Origin of the sequence: uncultured Methanobrevibacter sp. (assembly GCF_902764455.1) — an archaeon.
Lineage (GTDB): Archaea > Methanobacteriota > Methanobacteria > Methanobacteriales > Methanobacteriaceae > Methanocatella.
This window is the reverse complement of record NZ_CACWVY010000014.1, coordinates 24178-47202: the sequence shown is the minus strand read 5'-3', so window position 1 is coordinate 47202 and position 23025 is coordinate 24178. Positions and strand designations below refer to the sequence as shown.

Sequence of the window (23025 nt, the reverse complement as noted above, 5' to 3'; positions counted from 1 at the left end):
TTAGGGGGACTTTCTTTTATATGACTCTTGTAGTAATTGGGCCGGTAACAAAGGATTTGATTGTCATAGGTGATGAAAAATCTCAAAAGACAGGTGGAGCAACCTATTTTCAAAGTTTTGTATTTGAAGAGTTTTACAGTGACTATGTTGCTCTTGTCAACTGCAGTGATAAGAATCTTGTTAATGATTTTCCCGATTTGGATAAAGTTAAGGTAATTGAAAAAGATGATACTCATTTTTTTATTAATAACTATCCTGATAGAGATAACCGTGATTTTCGCCAGCAGTTAAGCAATTTTGCAGATATACCAATTTATCCGGGGGATTTTGAAAACATCCTGCCTAATGAAATTGACGGATTTGTTTTAAATCCTTTAAACAGATTTGATTTTCCCGCCGAAACCATTGAATATCTGAAGGGTTTTGATGTTCCTATCTTTATGTCGGTACAGGGGTTTCTCAGAGTCAAAGGCGATAAAGTAAATGACAATTACACATTAAAATTAGATAACTTTGATGAGTTAACATCAATTTTATCAGGCGTTAATGTTATTTTTTTAGATACTGGTGAAGAAAGCATAATTGGACTTGACTATGATGTAGATGAGATGGTCATAACTAACGGAAGTAAGGGTTCCAGAATAGTTTGCGGTGATGAAATAAAAATCAGTCCCGTCCCTTGTGATAAAGTTGTGGATACTACGGGTTGTGGTGATACGTATATGGCAGCTTATGTGACACAAAAATTATTGTTTAAATCACCTGAAAAAGCTGGAAACTTCGCTTCACAAATTGCCAGTGAAAAAATAAGAAATTTTGGACCTTATAAATCAAACAAATTCTGAAATATTTAAAATTCATGTAAACACTTTTTTGTTGATGTTGTTTTCTATTTTTAATACTTTTTAACTAACATTACATTATTTAGAAAACTTTATATTATAATAGGATTAAAATAATATATGAATTTCGAATTTTTTTTTACACTTTTAAAGGGTCATCATGTTAAACAAATCAACTAATATAATCGAAAAGGAATTTAAGAATTTACGTAGGGAGCTATTGGATTTAACTTTAAGAAATCAGCTTCTTAACTTTAAATCAAGAGCAAAAACCATTACTATAGTAAATCAATCTCCTTTAAATCTTTTCCAAACTCTTGTTCTCCAAGACAGCAAGATGTATTTTGTTGCAAACAAAAAGGACAAAAAGGAAGACAAGTCTTCAGTTTGGGATCACATTCCATTTGATTTTTCAAAGTTTACAGAAGGAGACAGGAAGCTGGCTACCGATTTGACCCCAAAAGAACTTCAAAAAAGATTATATTACATTAACAACCAAGCTAAAACAATGCTTCAGGAGCAAGGTTATAATATTCTGTATCTGGCAATTGGATTTTTGGAATGGAAAGACAAATCCAAGCCAAGACAGAAAAATAAGGCTCCGCTGGTTTTGATTCCTGTTGCAATGGAAAGGAAAAAGGTTGGAGAATCATTCAATCTTGAATGGACTGGAGAGGATATTCAAACCAACATTTCACTTAAAGCCAAATTGTTGGAAGCAGGTATTGAACTTCCTGATTTCGAATTCAAAAGATATGGTGAAGTCATTGACCATTATATTGCAAAAGTCCGTCTTGCAGTATCTCGTATGGATGGATGGGAAGTCAACAATGATGTGGCTTTAGGTTTCTTTAGTTTTACTAAATTTGTAATGTATAATGATTTAAATCCTGAAGCATGGGCTGAAAATGTAGATTTAACCAAAAATGAATTGATACAGGCTATTTTCAATCCAGCCAAAAACGATCAGGAAGCGTTTAGAGAAGAGGATATTGACTTAAGGCTTGAATATCAGAATATGTATCAGGTTTTGGATGCTGATTCATCCCAGATTGCAGCTATTCAGGACGTTAAGGCCGGTAGGAATCTTGTTGTGGAAGGACCGCCAGGAACCGGTAAATCACAGACAATTGTAAATTTAATTGCCGAGTTACTTGCAGAAGGTAAATCAGTTTTATTTGTATCTGAAAAAATGGCAGCATTGGATGTTGTAAAAGACAGATTGACTGCTGTAGGTTTGGGCAAATTTGTTTTGGAATTGCATTCCCATAAAACCAGGAGAAAAAAATTCCTTAAGGATTTGCAGAAGGCAACCAACGTACGTCATCAGGAACCATTGAATATTGATCAGACTATTCGAAAACTTGAAACCTTGCGTCATCAATTGGATGATTATTCTCAAATTATTCATAAACCTGTATTTGCCGTAAATTTATCCGCATTTCAATTATATGGTATGAAAGAATCAGCAGATGATCATTTTGCAAGAAAAGATACACTGATGCCTCTGGTTAGATTTGAAAGTCCTGAAAGTGTAACCTTAAAAGATTTGGATGATATGAAAATTGCTCTTGAAAATCTTGCCGAGTTATATCAGACCATTTCCAAAGAGAATCCATGGAGCAAATGCTCTCCTAAAAGTCTGCTTCCTGCAGATTTAAGAGAAATCGAAATGCTCATTAATGATACTCTCCATAGTTTGGATAACTTCCTTGTGGAGCGCGGAAGGGTTTATGATATTTATGGAATAAAAAAACCGGATACTCTAAATGAGTTTAAAAATTCACTTTCCGCTTTTGAAGTCATCAAATCCCAGAATGCAGAACTGATAGATGCAAGTATCATAAAATCAGGTGCATGGAACAGTAACAATGATGATGCATTCAGATTAATTCAGGAACTTCAAAGATATCAGAAATATGCCGGAATTTTAAATAAATTCAACCAAAACATTTTCCAGGTGGATATTGACCGTTTAATCTATGAGCTGCAGCAGCTTTCCAACAAACGTTTCCGTTTCTTTAGTTCCAATCAGCATCATGAAATTGTAGAAAGATATTATGCCCGTCCGGTAACAGGCAGTGCTGATGACATCATAAGAGAACTGCAAGAAGCAAAAGCAGTTATTAAAATGAGAAGAAATCTGGAAGCTAATGAAACTTTGGGCAAAAAATATTATGGAGGATATTGGCATTTAAATGCAAATCCTGAAGACTTAAAAACTATTGCCCGCTGGATGAATGAATTTACCGCCCTTGTTCGTGAAGGAACCTTTTCAGAAAACACCATTGATTTGATGAGTAAAGACTTATTTGACTTTAACCCTGAAAGAGACCTTGCAGATTACATAGACTCTGGAGAAGAATTTGTAAGGGAACTGTCCAGACTTAGGGAAAAATTAAACCCTAGAAGTAAATTAATCTTTAAAAGAGAAACAGGTGATGTTCCATTTGAAGCATGGCAGGAACAGTTGTATACCTGGAGAGGACAACTATCAAGTCTTCATTTATGGTCACAATACTTGAATACTAAAAATGCACTGAAAACTTCCAATGCAAGAATGTTTGTAGATTCCATTGAGAAAAGAAACATTAAAAAAGAAGATATTGAAGCATTGGTTGAAGGAAACTTTGCAGATTCACTTTTAAACATATTATTTGTTGAAAATCATGAACTGGCAACATTTGTTGGCGAACTTCATGAAAACAGAATAAGGGAATTTAAGGATTTAGACAAAAAGATTCTCACCCTTAACCGTAAAAGGATATTCCAAAGACTGAACAGTAATATTCCAAAAATCTTTGGAGGAACTGAAAATCCACAGGCAAAAATATTGGCCGGAGAATTTACAAGAAAAAGCGGACACATGCCTGTCAGAAAACTTTTGGAAAGGGCAGGGGGAATGATAAAACAGATTAAACCTTGTTTTATGATGTCTCCATTATCTATTGCACAGTACCTTGACCCTACAAATGAAGAATTGCAGTTTGATGTTGTTATTTTTGACGAAGCAAGTCAGGTAAAACCTGAAGATGCATTAGGTGCATTTATGAGGGGTAAAACTGCTGTGGTTATGGGAGACACTCAGCAATTGCCTCCAACTTCATTTTTCGACCAAATGTCCGATGCAGACAGCGATGAAGAGGAAGCTACATCACTGGATATGGAAAGTATCTTGCATCTTTGTAAATTATCCTTCCCTGTTAAAATGCTTAAATGGCACTACAGATCCCGCCATGAATCATTGATTACAGTTTCAAATAGGGAATTTTATGACAATGACCTTTTGGTTTATCCGTCACCTTCACATTCTGATCCGGAACTTGGTTTGAAATTCCATTATAATCCAAATACTCAATATTTGAGAGGTAAATCTTCTGCTAATCCTCTTGAAGCACAGGATGTTGTAGAAGAGATATTTAATCACTTTGAAAAATATGGTGATACAAAAAGTTTAGGTGTTGGAACATTTTCCGTTGCTCAGAAAAATGCAATATTGGAAGCTCTGGAAGTAAAACGTAAGGAGCATCCTGAATATGAACCGTTATTCTCAGACAATAAGGAAGAACGTTTCTTTGTTAAAAACCTTGAAACAATACAGGGAGATGAACGTGATGTTATTCTAATCAGTGTGGGTTATGGTTACGACCAGGATGGAAAAATGTCCCTTAATTTCGGTCCTTTAAATCAGGACGGAGGAGAAAGACGTTTAAATGTATTGATTACACGTGCAAGAGAAAAATGTGTAGTATTTTCAAACTTCAAAGCTTATGATATGAATTTAACAGCTAACCCTCCTTATGGTGTCAAATCCCTTAAGGAATTTTTAGAATATGCTGAAAATTTGACTTTAGGTACACAGGGTAATGATGAATACACTGTAGAACCGTTTGAAGATGCAATAGCTAGTTTCCTGCAGGAAAATGGTTATACTGTAGACAGACAAATAGGTTGTGCCGGATTTAGGGTAGATCTGGCTATTGTGGATGATGAAAACCCTGGAAAATATATATTGGGAATTACAACTGACGGAAAAATGTATTCCTCAAGTAAGGTAGCTCGTGATAGGGACAGGCTTCGTGAACAAGTTTTAACTGGTCTCGGATGGAAATTATATCATTTATGGTCAACTGACTGGTATAGAAACAGAGATTTGGGACGTAAAAAACTGTTGGAATTCGTTGAAAAATCAATTCGCCAAACTCGTGAAGAAGAGAGGCGCAGGTCTGAAGAAGAGAAGAAATTAGCTGAAAAAAGAAGATTGGAAGCTGAGAAAAAAGCTGAAGAATTGCGTTTGGCCCGTGAAAGAGAAGAAAAAGAAAAGGCTGAAAAAGAGGCAGAAGAATCTGAAATAAATCCTGAAGATATTGGTCCTGCAGATTTTGTGGAGGTTGAAAAAGTTGATGATGGTGATGTTTTTGAAAAGCCTATTGATGTAAGCGCAATTGACCCTTCAGAATTCTTTGAAGATGATGATATAAATGTTGATTCAGGTAATTCCAATCCAATAAATGAAGAAAAAACTCAAGTTGAGTCTCCTTCAGAATTTGTTACTGTTGAAGAATCAGATGAAGAAGGATTTAAACCTAATCCGTCTGAGTTCATAGAAGATGATTCAATTGATGAAGAAATCAGCATTTTGGAAAATGACAATACGGCTAAAACATCAGACATTGAAAAGGATGATGCTGATGACCATAATCCAGAAGTCGATGTCTCTGAACCTGATGTAAGTGTTGATGATATTGGTGTTGTTTCTGATTCTGATGATGTGGATGTAAGTGTTGATGATGTTTCTGAGCCTGTTGGTGATGATGGTTCTATAGGTGAAGTGGATGATGTTTCTGAGCCTGTTGGTGATGATGGTTCTATAGGTGAAGTGGATGATGATTCTCAACCTGTTAATGATGTTGTTGAAGATTCACAGGATGATAAAGAAGTTTGGGAATCTCAAGATGAATCTCAAGATAAAAATGATGATGCAGAAGTTTGGGAAGATGATGAAGATGTTTCCCCAGAAGACAATGCGGAAGTTTGGGAAGATGATGCTGATTATGCAGATGAAGAAGAATCTAAACTAAGATCTTTTAAGCAAAAGGTTAGGGATTTTATTACTCACGAAGAACCTGATGAGGATGAATCAAATAAAACTTCATTTTTCTCAGGACTTAAATTCCATAAAGGTTTAGGTAAAAATTCAGATTTGGAAGATGAAATCGATGAAGATATTAAATTCACTGAGGATTCTAAAAATGAAAAAGAACCAGCTGAGGAAAAAGTTGATTTAGGTTCTGATGATGATTATATTTATGTTGACCATAGTAACGATGAGATAAATGATGAATCATATATCGAAGATGACTTTGATATTCACGATTATGCCTCTGAAGTTGATGATGAACCTGTCTATGATGAAAAAGAGTTTGAAGAGGATTCAAGCTTTGATGAAGTTCAAGATAAAAATATTAAAAAGCCAATATTTTCAGAAAAAGTCAATATTGAACCTAAAAAATCTTCTAATAATGACATTGACGAAGTAGATGTTGAAAAAGAAGTTCATTTTGATAATGATGAGGTTAATGCTAAAGATGTTGATGTTGATTTAGGTTCTGATGATGTTAATGTTGATAATAGAAGGGATTTGAGTCATGATGGTGTTGATGTTGATTTAGGTTCTGTTGATTTAGGTTCTGATGATGTTAATGTTGATAATAGAAGGGATTTGAGTCATGATGGTGTTGATGTTGATTTAGGTTCTGATGATGTTAATGTTGAAGATGACAAGGTTGACTTGGGTTCTGATGATGATTATATTTATGTTGACCACAGTAACGATGAGGTAGCTGAAGAAGATAGTGAAGATACTACCCACGAGGTGGATGAAGCTCCTCAAGAATTTAAAGTTAAAAATAAACATAAACGGGCCAGTTATGTCAAATCTGTAATTTCGGAGATGGTTTCCGGTGAATCTCAGCTGGAAGTTGAGGAAATTGAAACAGTACGCGGTGAAGTAATTGATGAGGATGCTCCATTGCATAAACCTGCTCCTAAAGATGATATGGTTGTTGAAGCTGAAATTGTAAATGGTGGTGATGCTAATCCGCAATATATTCCATCAGTTGAAACATCCTATGATGATGACTACTTTGAAGAGGATGAAGAACTCAACATCTTTACAGATGAATTGCCTGATTTGAGTCATGATGAACAGGATGAAATTCATGATGAAGCGACTAGGGTCATTGACAAGGCTATGGACCAGTTCATGAGTGACGTATTTGACAAGGAAGATGAAAAACCTTCTGAGATTATTCAAGAGCCTAAAAATGATATTAATTTTGAGCCTAAATATGAAGATGATGCAGGTGATGAGCTTGAATCAAACATTGAAGATATGTTTGTTGATGAAGAAATAACCTCTGAGGTCACTTCAGATATTGAAGATGTCAAAAATGATGTTGAAAATGAATCCGTTGAAGAGAATACATTACCTGATGAAGTAGTATACTTTAAAGGTGCCACTGATGTTACCAATCCTTTAAGAAAAAATAATGTTTACTATAAAAATGAGAATAAACGTTCTTTGAAAGATTCTATTCGGGGAATAAAAAAGGACATGGCTTACATTAACAAATCACTTAACGAAATTGAAAATCCGACAGAAATTGATTATGTTTCAGTTGTTGACAGGACTGAAGAATATGATCCGAGAGACTATCTGTCAAGACCAAGTGATGATGATTCAGACAAGATTATTCAAATGGAAGAGGAATCTCTTAAAAAAGAATTCACCGGCAATGATTTTGATAATAACTTCGTTGAAGATGATGTTATTGTAACTGAAACTCAAGATGAGTTTTCAGATGAATATAAAGATCAGGCATTGGAAAATATTATCCAGTCAGCCGATGAGGATTATAAGGAAATTGAAAAGGAAAGATTCCAGAATAACAACAAGCTTAAGGCATTTGATGATAAAAAACTTCCTGGCAAGAAAAAACTTGAAGATGAAATCATTGATTATGTCGAAGCCACAGATATTGGTTTGACATCACAAAATGAGTTATATTCACAGCCGATTTCCACTATTTCCAAATCAATTGTCACAATCGTGGACATTGAAGGCCCTATTCATGTAAAGGAAGTTACCAAAAGAGTCAAAGACAGCTGCCATATTAAAAGAGCAGGCTCCAATCTGAAAAAAACAGTACAATCTGCAATCAGTGAAGCTGAAAATTCAGGAGATATAATTAAAATAGGTGATTTCCTATATGATGCATCAAATAATAATGTGGTAATTAGAAGAAGGCAAAAACCTAATATAGAATTGATTTCCGATGAAGAAATAGCAAAAAGCATTGAAATGGTTTTGCTGCATAAGGATAATGTTTCAACCAAACAGATTGCAAAAGAAACTTCACGTAATTTCGGTTTCAAATCCACTTCTAAAAAGACATCAGCCAGAATCAATAGTGTTTTAGATTTGATGATTGCCAACAATCGTGTTAAAATAGTCAATGATTATGTTGAACTTAATTAGGTGAGATTTATGTCTACTAAAGTTAAATCTCCTGATAATTTGCCAAACAAGCCTGGTGTCTATATAATGCGTGATGAAACTGACACCATCATTTACATAGGCAAGGCAAAAAACCTTAAAAACAGAGTTCAGTCTTATTTTAGAGAAAAGCTTGACAGACCCAAAACTCAAATCCTGATGAGTCATTTTGATAGTCTGGAGTATATTATAACTAATTCTGAAAAGGAAGCTTTGATTTTAGAAGCGACTTTAATTAAAAAGCATCGTCCCAGATATAATGTTCAGCTAAAAGATGACAAGAGATATCCTTACGTTAAAATCACAGATGAGAAGTTTCCACGTTTGCTGATAACAAGAAATGTAACAAAAAGTGGTGTTTATTTTGGTCCTTTTACTGATGTGAGTTCTGTAAAGCAGACTGTAAAATTCTTAAAATCACTATTCAAGATAAGAACCTGCAGAAATATGAACGGGCCATGTTTAAACTCACAAATTGACTTATGTTATGCACCTTGTGACGATAAAATTTCAGAAAAGGAATATTCGGAAATTATCAGTAAAATTGATCTGTTTTTCCAGGGTAAATATTCAACCATTGTCAAAAATCTCAAAAGGGAAATGATTGAAGCTGCTGAAAATGAAGAGTATGAAAAGGCAGCTGTTTTAAGAGATCAGATTAACTCCATTGAAGAGATTATGGAAAAACAGTTTGTTGATTTGGTCGATGATGACCTGGATCAGGACGTAATAGCTATTGCCCCTGGTGAAAATGAGGTTATAGTAATCATAATGCCTATCCGAAACGGTAAGATTGTAGGTAGGGATGACTTTTTGATGAGTGCATCCCAGTATGATTCATCTTCTGAAATCATGTTTGCCTTTATTCAGCAGTATTATGGATATAACAGGCATGTTCCAAAGCAGATTCTTTTGGATGAGGATATTGACGAAAAGGAACTGCTTGAAGAATGGTTAAGTGATATGAGAGGAAATAAGGTTCACATTAAAGTTCCTCAAAAGGGTGTTAAATTACGTCTTGTTAAAATGGCTAGAAAAAATGCTGAAATCATCAAGCATCAAAAGAAAAAGATGGAATCTGCATTGATAGAACTCAAAAAATACCTGAAACTTGAAAAAATGCCCAGAATTATTGAAGGTTATGATATCAGTAACATTTCAGGTAAATTTGCTGTAGGTTCCAAGGTCTCATTCAAGGATGGAAAACCCAACAAAAAGATGTATAAACATTTCAAAATGGAAACGCCCGGACCAAACGATTTTGCAATGATGGAGGAATTGCTGACTAGAAGATTAAAAATGGTAGACAGAGACCCTGAACCTGACTTAATTGTGATTGATGGGGGTAAAGGACAGCTTGGTATGGCTTGTGGCGTTTTAGAAAAATTAAATCTCACTCATATTCCAATTATTGGGCTTGCAAAGGAATTTGAAGAGATATTTATTCCAAACTCCAGTCGTCCAATTATTATTCCTAAAAACAATCAGGCATTGCATTTGCTTCAGCAGGTAAGGGATGAATCACATCGCTTTGCAATTACCTATCACAGAAAACTCCGTAGTAAGAATATATCAGCCTCTTCACTTGATGATATCGCTGGAATTGGAAAAAAAAGAAAGATGAATCTTTTAAAAGAATTTGGAACAATTGATAACATTAAGAAGGCATCAATTGAAGAATTAGCAAAAACAGAGGGTATGAATCTAAAAACGGCTGAAAATGTCTATAATTATTATCACTAATTCCTTATCAATTTATAGAATGAACAAATAATTTTCCATTAAGTTTAAATATAAGTATTTTTAAAAGCATTTACATAGAAAATAAAGGAATTAAAATTTATGGTAAAATGTCCAAGATGCGGTTATGAAAATGCAACCTCATCTGTATATTGTGATAATTGTGCTTACCTCTTGGCTCGAAAGGATTATCGGACAGGTAATACAAAAAAACAGAGGCCATGGTCTGTGGGCATAGCTAAAAAAATTGTAATTGTTTTGGGAATAATTATTATTGCTTTTTTATTGTTTTCATTTGCTTTTAATAATTCTCAACCTTCAAATAATGATTCATTAAATGTTATTTATGATGATGGATCTCACCATCCTTCTTCTACTTATCCATTCAAAGCGGTAATCAAATCTGATGGAAACTGGTTTGCTAAAATGGGTGATCCAAATTATCTTGTAGAAAAAACCGGTTCTGGAGATAATACCTTTTTGCTGGATTGTGCTTCATGGGATGATGTTGAGATAACTGCTGAAAAGTATAGTGGAGAAAATCTTACCATTCAACTTTTAAGAAATGGTAAGGTTGTAGCTGAAAATTCAACTACAGGCGGTTCTGGTGTTTCAATAAAGTATAAAAGTACTTAAAATTGATTGACTTTCTCTTCGAGTAACTCTAATAACTCGTCGGTTTTATAAAGTCTTATTTCCTTTTCATCTTCTTTAAATATCTTTAAAAATGTAATTAAATCATTGCACAATTGGTCGTATTGAATACTTAAAGTGTTATAGTTAGACAGTAGTCCAAATGCTTTTTGCTGATCTAATTTAGGTTGGTCAGCTAAAATGCGTTCCATGTTTGCAAAATGGGTTTCAATCATTAATTTTTCTTGTTCTAAGGCATTTTTATATTCTTGAATTTTATTCTCGTTAGCCATTTTTATCACTATTTAAATATTATTCTAAAAAATATAAATAGTTTCATGAATAATATTGTATTATTATAAAGGGGCATACATAATGATAAAAGTAGAAAACGTAAGTAAAGATTATGAATTAGATGATGGAACTAAAATCCCGGCACTTAAAGATGTCAGTTTTGAAGTTAAGGAAGGTGAAATTCTAGGAATCATGGGAAAAAGTGGTTCTGGTAAAACTACACTTTTAAGAGCCTTGAGAGGAGTTGAACATATTGATGAAGGAAGTATTACTGTTGGTGATGTTACTGTAGAGGCAGGTGCTTCCCAATTTTATTACAATAACCTCAAAAAAGAGACTGCAATACATCTTCAAAGGTCTTTCGGTCTATGGCCGGATACTGTGCGTGAAAATGTCTTAAGAAAGTTATATGCAAGAAGATACTTTGATGAGGGTGACACTAATTTTGAAGTCGCTGAAAGTGAATTCGGCGAAGAGGCAGATGAACTTCTGGAACTGGTTTCACTTACTCATAAAGCAGGTCATTACGCTTCTGTTTTAAGCGGCGGTGAAAAGCAAAGACTTATCATGGCTCGTCAGCTTGCAAAACAACCTAAAGCTTTACTTCTTGATGAACCTGCTACTATGGCATGCCCTAAAACTAAACAAGAAATATTGGATGCAGTTAAAAAAATCAATGAAGAATTAAACATTACTGTTATTATCGTTTCTCACCTGCCTGATGTTCAGAAATATCTTGCTGACAGGGTAATTTTACTTGAAGACGGTGAAATTGCCGACGAAGGAACAGCTGATGAAATCTGTGACAAATTCATGGCAGATATGCAGCCTATCGTTGACATTGAAAACATCTCTACTGATGAGGATGTTATTGATGTAAAAGATGTTTATAAAAGGTTCTATTTATTGACTGGAGGTGAAGTTCTCCAGATGGAGGACATCAACTTTAAAGTTCAAAGCGAAAATATATTGAGCATTATCGGTCCGAGCGGAGCTGGAAAAACTGTTCTTTTAAGAATGCTGGGTGGTCTGGACAATCCTGATGAAGGAGATATCCTTTATTATACAGAAGGTGAATGGAGAGATATTGAAATTCCAGGATTGAGCCGTATGAAAATCAGATCAAAATTAGGTTTCATGCATCAGGAATTCGCATTGAGCCATTACGCTACAGTTCTAAACCAGCTTGCGGCAAGATTGGGATACAAAAATGAAAATATTGTTAAAGAGGCACAGGAAAGGGCAAGAAGAATAGGTATTGGTGAAGACCTTTTGGATTCATTTTATCTGCTGACTGATTTGCCTGAAACTGAAGCAAAACACAGATTGGAACAGATTGGTTTGGATGCAGAAATTTTAAATGACCTTTTCCCAAGATTTCCTGAAACTGCTACAAGAGAGGCAGTGGCAGACATATTTGAAAGTCTTGATTTGGATTTGGATATCCTCAATAGAAGATCTTATGAATTGTCAGGTGGTCAGAAAGTACGTGTAATGCTTGCATTGATTTTAGTTTCAAGACCTAAATTTTTACTTTTAGATGAACCGTTCGGTGATTTGGACCCTGTAACTTTAAGGGATGTAACAAATTCACTTAAAAGAATTTCCAAGGATTATGGAATTACCATTGTAATGATTTCACACAACACTGACTTTATCAAGGAACTGTCCAACAGGGCTCTATTCATGGACGATGGAAAAATCATCGATGACAGTGAAGATATTGATGAAATCGTGGATAACTTCATTGATTTCTGCCATGCAGATTACCTGAAAGGAGATTGTTGAATGTTTGATGTAATTATGCTTCCCGTTGATGGGTCTGAATACGGAGACAAGGCCGCAGATATTGCCATTGAAATTGCAGAGAAATTTTCATCCAAAATAGCTGCAGTTCATGTTCTTGAGGAATTTTCATTAAACAGCTATGATTCTGAAGAAGATTCCGGAGATGCAATTCTTGCAAAAATTACCAAAAAGGCATCTGCTGTGGGTGTTGAAGTTACAGAGCACCTGCTTACTGCAGATCCTTTAAGGGACATGAGTTTTATTGTCAAGCAGACCCGTGCGGATTTGGTTGTTATATCAGCCCATGGTGCAAATAATAACCGGTTCGTATCTTTTGATGAAAATAATGTTTCTGACACTCAAATTGGTTCTGTTTCAGAAAGACTTTTAAGAACATCTGATGTTCCAGTATTATTGGTAAAATAATACTTTAAAACTTATTTTTTTCTTTAATTATTGCTTTTAAAAGCTATTTTTTACTAAACTTTTAAATATAATAAAAAACTTACTATTCATAACATAAACTGTTAGTTAAGGAGATATTTTATGATTGTTAAAGATTGGTGCTCATTCTGCGGAGAATGTGCAGGAGTTTGTCCAAGAAATTTAATTCAAGTAAGAGAATATTCATTGGTATTTAATGATGAAGACTGTAAAGATTGTGATACATGTATTAAAGCATGTCCAATTGATGCTTTAGAAAAAGAGGAATGATTATATGATTGAAACTGATGTAATAGTAGTAGGATCTGGACCTGCAGGTTCCAGTGCAGCAAAACATGCAGCTTTAGGCGGAGCAAAAGTAATCTTAATGGATAAAAAATCTGAAATTGGATCACCAAAAAGATGTGCTGAAGGAGTTTCAATTCAGGGCCTTGAAAAACTGGGCATCGAACCATCTCCTCGCTGGGTAACCCAGGAAATTCAAGGCGTAAGGATTCAAACACCAGATGGAACTGATGTATGGTTAACCAAAGATGAAGTTAAACTTCCTGAAGCAGGTTACATATTGGAAAGAAAAGTATTCGACAAACACATGGCGATGGATGCTGCAAGAGCAGGTGCTGAAATAAAAATCAAAACCTTAGTAACTGGTATTGAAAAAATCGATAACGGATATATTGTCAACACCGAATGCATGGGTGAAAAAATAGACTACAAATGTAAAATTTTAATTGCCGCTGACGGTCCTGAAGGTCACGTTGCAAGATGGGCAGGTCTCAGACCAGCTGCAAAAGCAAAAGAAATGGAATCCGGTGTACAATACGAAATGTGTAATGTTGAATTCGAAAAACCTGGAGTCATTGAATTCTACTTAGGTTCATGTGCACCTGGAGGATATGTATGGATTTTCCCTAAAGGTGATGACATTGCAAACGTAGGTTTAGCAATATTACCTCATAAAGCTGAAAAAACAGCTAAAGAATACTTGGATGATTTTATTGCAAAATGTCCATACACTCAAAACGCTCAGGCAGTTGAATTAAACGTTGGTGGAGACCCAGTAGGCGGAATGACTAAAAAATTATATGATGACAACATTATGGTTGTTGGAGATGCAGCAGGTCAGGTAAATCCGTTGACTGGTGGAGGAATCATCTCAGGTATGACCGGGGGTATGTGTGCAGGTCAGGTTGCAGCTCAAGCTATCAAAGAGGACTGCTCCAAAAAATTCCTAAAACAATATGATCAAATGGCTCACGATGAGCTTGACCATGAAATCAAAAGATATAAAAAAGTACAGGAATACTTGCTTACATTATCCGATGAAGAACTTGACAGCATTGCTCACGCATTCCAAGGTGAAAGCTTTGAGAAAATTTCCACAACTGAAATTGTTAAAAAATTAATTAAAGTATCTCCAAAAGCGTTACTTAAATTAGGTAAATTTATTTAAGGTGTTCACATTGATTTTAGTTACTGGCGGAGCAGGTTATATAGGTTCTCATACCAATAAAGCACTACACAATGCAGGCTATGACACTGTTATTGTTGATAATCTTTGCAAAGGTTATGAAAACTTTGTTAAATGGGGAAATTTTGAAAACTACGACTTTGGAAAAGACAATATCAGGGAAGTTTTTGAAAAATATGATATAGATGGTGTTATTCACTTTGCTGCTTTTTCTTCAGTAGCCGAATCAGTTGAACTTCCTCAAAAATACTTTAAAAATAACTATAAAAATACCTTAAATCTCTTGAAGGTCATGAGAGAATTTAATGTGGACAAATTTATTCTTTCATCAACTGCAGCAGTTTATGGAAATCCTGAACAGATTCCAATCACAGAAGATACAGAACTAAAACCAATCAATCCTTACGGACACTCCAAATTTATCACTGAAAAGGCTCTTCAAAGAGAAGCTGATAAAGGTGATTTCAACTATGTATCTTTAAGATATTTCAATGCTGCAGGTGCTGATTTCGATTGTGAAATAGGGGAATTCCATGACCCAGAAACACACTTGATACCATTGATTTTAGATGCTGCCATTGGAAAAAGGGACAGCATTTCCATATTTGGAAGCGATTATGATACTCCTGACGGAACATGCATTCGTGATTACATCCATGTAAATGACTTGGCAGATGCTCATATTAAAGCATATGAATACTTATGCAATGAACATGAATCAAATATCTTCAACCTTGGAAATGGTGAAGGTTATTCTGTACGTGAAGTAATTGACATGTGTAAAAAAGTCACAGGACGTGATTTTGAAGTTAAAATGGATGAACGCCGTGAAGGTGATCCGGCTATACTTATAGCTGATTCAACTAAAATCAGAGAAAAATTAGGCTGGATTCCTCAGTATGATTTAGAGCAAATTGTAAGCTCTGCATGGAAATGGCATGAAAAAATAAATAAAGTTTAGGTAATTTTCATGGGAAATGAAAATCATGAATCAAAAATAGATGTTCGTATCATTGTTCAGGGACTGGATATTGCCCAGCTTGTATCAAAGGCTGTAAACAATATTCAGCTTGAACAGGATTACAACATTATCGTTTCATCAATAATTCCAACTACCGAATTAAGCATCGTAAAAAAAGTAGCTACCGGCGCTGATATTTTGCTTATTGGAGGTTATGGTCATGATGAAACCTATAATATTCTTTTTAATGAATTGAAAACTGATTTTAATCATGTGGGACTGTTTGACTACACTCACATTATTGTTGAAGATGAATCAATAGACTTCAGATTGGCCGAAAAGGAAATCTTGAATTCAATCATAAAATCAACATTATCTTATTCTTTAAATCTGATTAACATCCACGCTCTGGAAAATAAACTGATGAAAGTAACTCATAACTATAATAGCCTTCTTGATGATTACAATAAGCTAATCAAGGAAAATGAAATATTGTCTCAGGAAAACAATGAGCTGAGAGAAGATGTCGAAGAGGTAAAATCTGATTTTTCATCATTCAAATTACGCTATGAGGATATATATCGAAAAGAGATTCTGGAAATATTCAATCTTGAAGAGCTTTGGCAGGAAACCTTCAGGCAGGAGCTTAAGGATGAAAAAAGAATTGTAATAGCTACTGATAAGTTCAAGCCTGAAAATATTATTGTCGGTCAAAATTATATTGCTGCTGAAAATAAATCCAAGGCTATTGAATGGTTAAATATTGTTAGAACTGCATTAATATTTGTTGATGATAATGCTGATGATTTAAAAAAGGATTTAACTGATATTAAGGAAGAGAAAGTTCCGGAAGTTAAGGATGCCTATGATGAAATTCCAGATACTTTCGAGAATTTCTGGGACTAAACATTATTGTTTTTATACTAGTTTTTAGATAACTATAATTATACTATTTTAAGGGAGTTTACATAATGCACGGTGAGATGGAAGATAAGTGTGGTATTGTTGGAATTCACTGTAGTGATGATTCTAAAAATGTCGCATCTTTTGTTTATTATTGTTTATATGCTTTACAGCATAGAGGTCAGGAATCAGCAGGAATAGCTGCTTTTAATACAGAAAATGGTTTAAATCATTATTGCGGTATGGGTTTAATCACTGATGTATTTAAAGATAATGAAATTAATCACTTGCCTGGAAGCATGGCAATTGGTCATGTAAGGTATTCAACTACTGGCCAATCAAAAATTGAAAATTCACAGCCTTTTGTAACTGATTTTGGTGACGGATTTATTGCAATGGCTCATAATGGTGACATTGTCAATTCGGCTGAGTTAAAAAAAGAACTCAGTAGCGAAGGATTTTATTTCAAGTCTGATTCCGATTCTGAAGTAATATGTTACATGCTTAAAAAAGAACATTATGACAATGGCAAAAATGTTTTGGAGGCTATTGAAGCTGTATGCAAAAAACTTGTTGGATCATATGCATTGACTATTTTAATCGACGGTGAATTATATGGTGTAAGAGATCCTATGGGAATCAAACCTCTTGCAGTTGCAAAAAGGGATGATGAATTTATTTTAGCTTCTGAAACTGTAGCATTTGATGTAATAAATGCGGAATATATTAGAGACATAGTTCCGGGTGAAGTAGTCTATTTTGAAGATGATGAACTCAAATCTCACATGCTAGAAAGCGCAGGAAAATGTAAACTTTCCCACTGCATGTTCGAATATGTTTATTTTGCAAGACCTGACAGTACCATTGACGGCATTAACGTTTATGAAACCAGAATGAATATCGGCCGTCAGCTGCACAAACTCTATCCTATTGATGCGGATGTAGTAATTCCTGTTCCGGATTCATCCATTCCTGCAGCTATCGGATATTCAAGAGCATCAGGTATTCCTTATGGTGAAGGTTTAATCAAAAACAGATATGTCGGAAGAACATTCATCATGCCTACTCAGGAAGAAAGGGAGCTGGCAGTCAGGCTTAAGCTAAATCCAATTAAAGAAGCCATTAAAGGCAAAAAAATTATTTTAATCGATGACAGTATTGTAAGAGGAACAACTTCCAAACAGTTGCTTGACCTTGTTAAGGAAGCTGAACCTGCAGAAATTCACTTTTTAGTAGGATGCCCTCCTGTTATTGCTCCATGTTACTACGGAGTTGCAATGGCAACCAAAAAAGAGTTGATTGCTGCGAATTATTCTGTTGAAGAAATTCAGGAACAGTTAAAAATAGACTCTTTAGGTTATATAACTCTTCCTGCCCTCGTTGAGGCTATTGGTATGGGCGAAGAGAAATTATGTTTAGGCTGTCTAAACGAGGATTATCCTACAGAATTGCCTGAAGGTCTTGAAGCTGAGACTTACTATAAACCTTAATGGATTTTTATGGTTGAATTATTAGCTCCGGCAGGCAATTTCATATCACTGCGTGCCGTTTTAGAAAATGGAGCCGATGCAGTTTATTTTGGCCTTGATGATTATAACATGAGGGCCAATGCAAAAAACTTTTCTCTGGATGATTTAAGTGATGTTTGCAAAATAACTGAAGAATACGGAGCTAAAACTTATTTATGTACAAATATTATTTTAAATGAAAAGCTTGCAGAGGAGCTTGAATCCAACCTTGAGACAATTTCTGCTTCAGGCATTGACGGACTTATTTTATCAGATATTGGCCTGATTGAAGATACTGTTTCATATGGGCTTGAAGCCCACATCAGCGTTCAGGAAAATGTAACTAATTCTTACACTTTAAAAACCCTTAAAAAGTTAGGTGCAAAAAGAGCAATCCTTTCACGGGAGCTTTCTTTAAGGGAAATTGCTGAAATTACCCAAAAATCGCCGATTGAAACTGAAATTTTTGTTCATGGTGCAATATGTATGGCAATTTCAGGCAGATGCTTTTTGAGTTATGGATTATATGGAAGGAGTGCTAACTGCGGAGACTGTCTGCAGCCCTGCCGCAAGAACTGGACATTGACATATGAAGAAGGCGAAGACAATGTTGTCAACTTCTCTGATGTGGAAGATGAAAGATTCATTGTCACAGGAAGCGATGATATAAGTTACAGAACAAACTTCTTTTCTCCAAAGGACATGTGCATGATAGAATATATTCCTGAATTAATTGAAAGCGGCGTTGCATCATTTAAAATAGAAGGAAGGGCAAGAAGTCCTGATTATGGTGCTATGGTAACTGGCATTTATCGTGAAGCGATTGACGCTTTTCAGGAAGATCCTTCAAATTATAATGTTAAGGACGAATGGATGGAAGAGCTTACAAGCGTATTTAACCGTGGTTTTGACACCAACTTTTATTTTGGCACTCCATTTGAGACAAGTGAGGATAACCAGTCAAAATATATTAAAAAAGACATAGGGCAGGTTGTAAATTACTACAATAAAGTCAAGGCGGCTGAAATCAGGGTATGGGATGATTTGAAAATAGGTGATAAAATTATCATACAGGGTCAGACTACCGGTTCGATTACTCATACAATTGATTCTATGCAGATTGAAGGAAAATCTGTTGACAGTGTTGATAAAAATTCAAATGTTGCTATTTTAATACCAACAAAGGTAAGAAAAAACGATTTTGTATATAAGTTAGTGGAGAGGGATTCTGATGATTAAGAAAATAGCTATTTATGGAAAAGGGGGAATTGGAAAAAGTACTACAGTAGCCAATTTATCTGCCGTATGGGGCAGTGATGATTTGAATTGTATTGTAATAGGCTGTGACCCAAAGGCAGACACTACACGTACCTTATACGGCTCAAGAATTCCTACTGTTGTTCATACATTAAAGGAAAATCGTACTCCTGAAAAAGATGATCTTGTTTTTACAGGTTTTAAGGGCATTCAGTGTGTTGAAAGCGGAGGTCCTGAACCTGGTGTTGGATGTGCCGGACGTGGTGTTATTGTAGCTATGAAAAGGCTTGAAAAACTTAGCATATTTGATGAGGATTTGGATGTGGTCATTTATGATGTGCTGGGAGATGTAGTTTGCGGCGGTTTTTCAGTGCCTTTACGTGAAAAATATGCTGATGAAGTTTTAATTGTTACTTCTGGGGAATATATGTCACTTTATGCAGCAAACAATATTGTTCGTGGTGTTAAAAAGCTTAAAGGTAACTTGAGCGGTATAGTGTGTAACTGCAGAAATGTGGACAATGAGGAGCAAATAATTGAAGACTTTGCAAAAAAGATAGGAACACATGTAGTTGGTACAATTCATAGAAGTAATTTAATTCAAGAAGCTGAATTAGATGCAAAAACCGTTGTAGAAAAATATCCTGAAAGTGATGAAGCACAAGAATACCGTGACCTTGCTTCAAGCATTATGGCTAATGAAAACATATCAACTCCGGAACCTATGAGTGACGAAGAATTTGAAGAATTTTTTAAATCATATTTGTAGACATGTACTATTCAACTGATTATGTTTCTCCTCTTGGAGAAATTCTGATTATAAGTGATGGCGAATCAATTTGCGGTGTTTACTTTTACGGACAAAAATATTTTCCGTCAACTGAAAATATTGTGGAAAATGACGAATTGGCTATTTTTAGAGATGTTAAAAAATGGCTTGACGATTATTTTAAAGGATTGAATCCTAAAATTGATTTCAAAATTAAACCTCAGGGAAGTGAATTCAGACTCAAGGTCTGGAAAATACTTTCAGAAATTCCCTATGGCAGGACAATGACATACGGCCAAATCGCTTCAAGAATATCTCCAACTATGTCAGCGCAGGCCGTTGGGGGAGCAGTTGGTCATAATCCGATTTCAATTTTAATACCATGTCATAGAGTTTTGGGAGTTAATGGAAAATTGACAGGTTATGCTGGCGGAATCGATAGAAAAATTGAATTATTGAAATTGGAAAAGATTATTTTTTAAACGATTAATGAAACTCCTCCAAAAAGATTTAAAATATAATAACAATATATATTTTTTTATGGAAGCTGAAATCGATAAAACATCAGAAAAAATTATTCAGGCAACACTAGTAATTCTTCAGGAAAATGGTTTTGATAAGGCAACAACTAAAAAAATAGCTGCTGAAGCAGGCGTAAATGAATTAACTATCTTCAGAAAGTTTAAAAATAAAAAAAATCTTGTAGATGCTACAAAAGAATATTATCTGCAAATACTCATTGATAAATTAAATGAGATTTTTGAGTTTGATGAAGATGAAAGTATAGATGTATTCCTCAAAATTTCTTTTTTCGGTATTTTATCTCTTGAAGACAGTGATTTTAGCATACTCAAAGTTGCTATGGAAGAAGTCAGAAATGATGAAGAGGATGAACCTCTAATTTCGAAAATCACAGATCTGATTCTGAATAAACTTGAAGAATTCTTTAAACTGCAGATAGATAAGGGTGTGATTAAAGAGATTAACACAAGGTCAATTTCTGTAATGTGTTATTCCAGTTTGTTCCAGTCAGTAATATTATGGAAAATCTATAATAAAAGCCTTGGTTTTGAAACCAACGATTATATCGATGATTTATTGAATATCTTCCTTGAAGGAATTATGATTTAAGAATATATAAGATATTGGTGATAATATGGTATTAGAAGGTGCAGAAAGAATCGATGAATTTATGAATGAAGCTAAAGTATTTTTCTTAGCTACTGTGGATGAAAATAAACCTAAAAACAGACCTCTCGGTTTTCATTTGTTAAAAGACGGAAAACTTTACTTTGGTGTTGGTGACTTTAAAGATGTTTATAAACAGATGGAGAAAAATCCATATGTTGAGATAGTTGCTCTTGTTGAAACAGATTTCCTTAGATATTATGGAAAAGCTGTGTTTGAAGACAACTATGATCTTGCTGATTCCATTGTTGAAGGAAATGAATTCCTGCAGGGAATCTATAATGATGAAACCGGTTATAAATTAGCTATTTTCCACCTTGAAGAAGCAACTGCTGAAATAAGGGACATAACTGGTAAAATCAACGAATCATATAATTTCTAATTATTTTGATTCTTTCTTTTTTAATTTTTATAGAAAATATTTTTTAATTTAACTTACTATTTTTTATTATGAATGCTTCAGCTGATGATGAAAAAATATTTACAAGGTCATTTTTTCTGGTTTTTCTAGCCCTGCTGTGCACGGCTCTTGTAATGTATGTATTGATGTCTACTGTTACTGAATATGCAACATCAATGGGATCCTCTGCTATGATTGCAGGTCTGGTATCCGGAATATATATTTTTGGCGGTTTATGCTCCAGAATATATTCCGGAAATGCTTTGGAAAGAGTCGGCTGGAAGAAAACCGCATTAACGTTTATGACCATTCATTTTCTTTCATGCCTTTTGTATTTCATTGTAAGCGATGTTAATTTGCTTTTAATCGTCAGGTTTATTCATGGTATAGGCTTTGGCGCATCAGCCAATGCAATAGTTACAATAGCTTCATCCGTACTTCCTAAAAGACGTTTTGGAGAGGCATTTGGTTATTTCATGATGGGTACTACTTTAGCAGTAGGGCTCGGACCATTCATTGGCGGATTTTTGTATGATAGTGTTGGCTCTGCAGGATGTTTTTTATTTGCAGCAATATTTTCTGCAATTGCTTTAATATGCATTTACTTTATTGACGTTTCGGCTCACGATCCCGCAAACAAACATGAAATCAAAAAGGATTCCAGTTATTTCGGTCTCGATAAGATTATTGAACGTGGTGCCGTTCCGGTTTCATTTTTTACAGCACTTACAAGTCTTGGTTATGTTTCAATTTTGTCATTTTATAGGTTATATGCTGTTGAAGTCAATTTAACAGGTATATTTTCATGGTTTTTCATCATATATTCTGTTGTTCTGATTCTTTCAAGGCCTGTTGCAGGTAAAATCCAGGACAGGGGCGGGGATTTGATAATATGTGTGGCAGGTATAATAGCGCAGGCTATAGGTTTGTTTTTGATTGCTTTTTATCCGTCTACATTAACTGTGGTAATCTGTGCAGTTTGTGCTGCACTGGGTTTTGGAACACTCAACTCAGCATGTACTACAATTGTTACAAGAAACACTTCAGAAAAACGCCGCTCTTATGCCGTATCAACTTTCTTTATATTTTGTGATGCGACAATGGGTTTCGGACCTGCTTTGCTTGGAGTCTTTGCCTCTGAGGGATATGCGCCGGTTTATATGATATCTTCCATAATTACATTATTGGCACTTCCAGTCTGTTTGTATGCTCTTAAAAAATAGTTATTTATCTTAATTCTCTTTAATTTCAGTTGTTTTTCTTTAATGG

Annotated in this window: 18 protein-coding genes; 17 read left to right on the top strand and 1 reads right to left on the bottom strand. The window is 34.7% G+C overall.

The features are described 5' to 3' along the window. Window positions 1-20: 20 nt before the first annotated feature. From QZU75_RS05205 to QZU75_RS05190, 4 genes are all read left to right on the top strand, one after another. Window positions 21-845 carry a PfkB family carbohydrate kinase gene (locus tag QZU75_RS05205; protein ID WP_296882045.1) on the top strand — a complete coding sequence of 275 codons (825 nt, stop codon included), beginning with the start codon at window positions 21-23 and terminating at the stop codon, window positions 843-845. 157 nt (window positions 846-1002) lie between these two features. Beyond that, window positions 1003-8382 (top strand): DUF3320 domain-containing protein, encoded by a 7380-nt coding sequence (locus tag QZU75_RS05200; RefSeq protein ID WP_296882043.1) that lies wholly within the window; start codon window positions 1003-1005, stop codon window positions 8380-8382. A 9-nt stretch (window positions 8383-8391) separates the two neighbouring features. Then, a complete protein-coding gene (gene uvrC, locus QZU75_RS05195) occupies window positions 8392-10143 on the top strand; it encodes an excinuclease ABC subunit UvrC (protein WP_296882041.1) in 1752 nt (583 codons plus the stop codon). A 99-nt stretch (window positions 10144-10242) separates the two neighbouring features. Further along, window positions 10243-10776 carry a zinc ribbon domain-containing protein gene (locus QZU75_RS05190; RefSeq protein ID WP_296882039.1) on the top strand — a complete coding sequence of 178 codons (534 nt, stop codon included), beginning with the start codon at window positions 10243-10245 and terminating at the stop codon, window positions 10774-10776. On the opposite strand, the gene QZU75_RS05185 is transcribed toward QZU75_RS05190, so the two are convergent. Continuing rightward, entirely contained in the window at window positions 10773-11066 is a 294-nt protein-coding gene (locus QZU75_RS05185; RefSeq protein WP_296882037.1) for a hypothetical protein, read from the bottom strand. The two genes, QZU75_RS05190 and QZU75_RS05185, sit on opposite strands and share 4 nt — an antisense overlap. A gap of 82 nt (window positions 11067-11148) precedes the next feature. Between QZU75_RS05185 and QZU75_RS05180 the strand changes: the two genes are divergently transcribed. From QZU75_RS05180 to QZU75_RS05120, 13 genes are all read left to right on the top strand, one after another. Next, window positions 11149-12855 (top strand): ATP-binding cassette domain-containing protein, encoded by a 1707-nt coding sequence (locus QZU75_RS05180; RefSeq protein ID WP_296882035.1) that lies wholly within the window; start codon window positions 11149-11151, stop codon window positions 12853-12855. Then, complete coding sequence (locus QZU75_RS05175) at window positions 12856-13281, top strand: universal stress protein (protein WP_296882033.1); 426 nt, start codon at window positions 12856-12858, stop codon at window positions 13279-13281. A gap of 120 nt (window positions 13282-13401) precedes the next feature. Further along, window positions 13402-13569 carry a 4Fe-4S binding protein gene (locus QZU75_RS05170; protein ID WP_296882032.1) on the top strand — a complete coding sequence of 56 codons (168 nt, stop codon included), beginning with the start codon at window positions 13402-13404 and terminating at the stop codon, window positions 13567-13569. Window positions 13570-13573: 4 nt separating this feature from the next. Beyond that, on the top strand, window positions 13574-14752 hold the full coding sequence (locus QZU75_RS05165) for an NAD(P)/FAD-dependent oxidoreductase (RefSeq protein WP_296882030.1): 1179 nt from the start codon (window positions 13574-13576) through the stop codon (window positions 14750-14752). A 10-nt stretch (window positions 14753-14762) separates the two neighbouring features. Beyond that, window positions 14763-15731 (top strand): UDP-glucose 4-epimerase GalE, encoded by a 969-nt coding sequence (galE, locus tag QZU75_RS05160; RefSeq protein WP_296882029.1) that lies wholly within the window; start codon window positions 14763-14765, stop codon window positions 15729-15731. Window positions 15732-15740: 9 nt separating this feature from the next. After that, window positions 15741-16637 (top strand): hypothetical protein, encoded by an 897-nt coding sequence (locus tag QZU75_RS05155; protein WP_296882028.1) that lies wholly within the window; start codon window positions 15741-15743, stop codon window positions 16635-16637. Between the two features lie 65 nt (window positions 16638-16702). Then, window positions 16703-18124 carry an amidophosphoribosyltransferase gene (gene purF / locus QZU75_RS05150; protein ID WP_296882026.1) on the top strand — a complete coding sequence of 474 codons (1422 nt, stop codon included), beginning with the start codon at window positions 16703-16705 and terminating at the stop codon, window positions 18122-18124. A 9-nt stretch (window positions 18125-18133) separates the two neighbouring features. After that, window positions 18134-19381: a peptidase U32 family protein gene (locus QZU75_RS05145; protein WP_296882024.1), complete on the top strand. Its 1248-nt coding sequence runs from the start codon at window positions 18134-18136 to the stop codon at window positions 19379-19381. Beyond that, on the top strand, window positions 19374-20168 hold the full coding sequence (gene cfbC / locus QZU75_RS05140) for a Ni-sirohydrochlorin a,c-diamide reductive cyclase ATP-dependent reductase subunit (protein ID WP_296882022.1): 795 nt from the start codon (window positions 19374-19376) through the stop codon (window positions 20166-20168). The genes QZU75_RS05145 and cfbC overlap by 8 nt, the downstream gene beginning before the upstream one ends. A gap of 2 nt (window positions 20169-20170) precedes the next feature. Then, the gene (locus QZU75_RS05135) at window positions 20171-20650 is read left to right on the top strand and encodes a methylated-DNA--[protein]-cysteine S-methyltransferase (RefSeq protein WP_296882020.1); all 480 of its coding nucleotides are present in this window, start codon (window positions 20171-20173) and stop codon (window positions 20648-20650) included. A gap of 58 nt (window positions 20651-20708) precedes the next feature. Further along, window positions 20709-21299, top strand: a complete 591-nt coding sequence (locus tag QZU75_RS05130) for a TetR/AcrR family transcriptional regulator (RefSeq protein WP_296882019.1) — start codon at window positions 20709-20711, stop codon at window positions 21297-21299. A gap of 25 nt (window positions 21300-21324) precedes the next feature. Further along, window positions 21325-21738: a pyridoxamine 5'-phosphate oxidase family protein gene (locus QZU75_RS05125; protein ID WP_296882018.1), complete on the top strand. Its 414-nt coding sequence runs from the start codon at window positions 21325-21327 to the stop codon at window positions 21736-21738. 68 nt (window positions 21739-21806) lie between these two features. Further along, window positions 21807-22979, top strand: a complete 1173-nt coding sequence (locus QZU75_RS05120) for an MFS transporter (RefSeq protein ID WP_296882017.1) — start codon at window positions 21807-21809, stop codon at window positions 22977-22979. The last annotated feature ends 46 nt before the right edge of the window (window positions 22980-23025 follow it).

Coding starts and splice junctions, on each gene's coding strand:
- QZU75_RS05205 (WP_296882045.1), top strand. CDS start 21: ATGACTCTTGTAGTAATTGGGCCGGTAACAAAGGATTTGATTGTCATA.
- QZU75_RS05200 (WP_296882043.1), top strand. CDS start 1,003: ATGTTAAACAAATCAACTAATATAATCGAAAAGGAATTTAAGAATTTA.
- uvrC (WP_296882041.1), top strand. CDS start 8,392: ATGTCTACTAAAGTTAAATCTCCTGATAATTTGCCAAACAAGCCTGGT.
- QZU75_RS05190 (WP_296882039.1), top strand. CDS start 10,243: ATGGTAAAATGTCCAAGATGCGGTTATGAAAATGCAACCTCATCTGTA.
- QZU75_RS05185 (WP_296882037.1), bottom strand. CDS start 11,066: ATGGCTAACGAGAATAAAATTCAAGAATATAAAAATGCCTTAGAACAA.
- QZU75_RS05180 (WP_296882035.1), top strand. CDS start 11,149: ATGATAAAAGTAGAAAACGTAAGTAAAGATTATGAATTAGATGATGGA.
- QZU75_RS05175 (WP_296882033.1), top strand. CDS start 12,856: ATGTTTGATGTAATTATGCTTCCCGTTGATGGGTCTGAATACGGAGAC.
- QZU75_RS05170 (WP_296882032.1), top strand. CDS start 13,402: ATGATTGTTAAAGATTGGTGCTCATTCTGCGGAGAATGTGCAGGAGTT.
- QZU75_RS05165 (WP_296882030.1), top strand. CDS start 13,574: ATGATTGAAACTGATGTAATAGTAGTAGGATCTGGACCTGCAGGTTCC.
- QZU75_RS05155 (WP_296882028.1), top strand. CDS start 15,741: ATGGGAAATGAAAATCATGAATCAAAAATAGATGTTCGTATCATTGTT.
- purF (WP_296882026.1), top strand. CDS start 16,703: ATGCACGGTGAGATGGAAGATAAGTGTGGTATTGTTGGAATTCACTGT.
- QZU75_RS05145 (WP_296882024.1), top strand. CDS start 18,134: ATGGTTGAATTATTAGCTCCGGCAGGCAATTTCATATCACTGCGTGCC.
- cfbC (WP_296882022.1), top strand. CDS start 19,374: ATGATTAAGAAAATAGCTATTTATGGAAAAGGGGGAATTGGAAAAAGT.
- QZU75_RS05135 (WP_296882020.1), top strand. CDS start 20,171: ATGTACTATTCAACTGATTATGTTTCTCCTCTTGGAGAAATTCTGATT.
- QZU75_RS05130 (WP_296882019.1), top strand. CDS start 20,709: ATGGAAGCTGAAATCGATAAAACATCAGAAAAAATTATTCAGGCAACA.
- QZU75_RS05125 (WP_296882018.1), top strand. CDS start 21,325: ATGGTATTAGAAGGTGCAGAAAGAATCGATGAATTTATGAATGAAGCT.
- QZU75_RS05120 (WP_296882017.1), top strand. CDS start 21,807: ATGAATGCTTCAGCTGATGATGAAAAAATATTTACAAGGTCATTTTTT.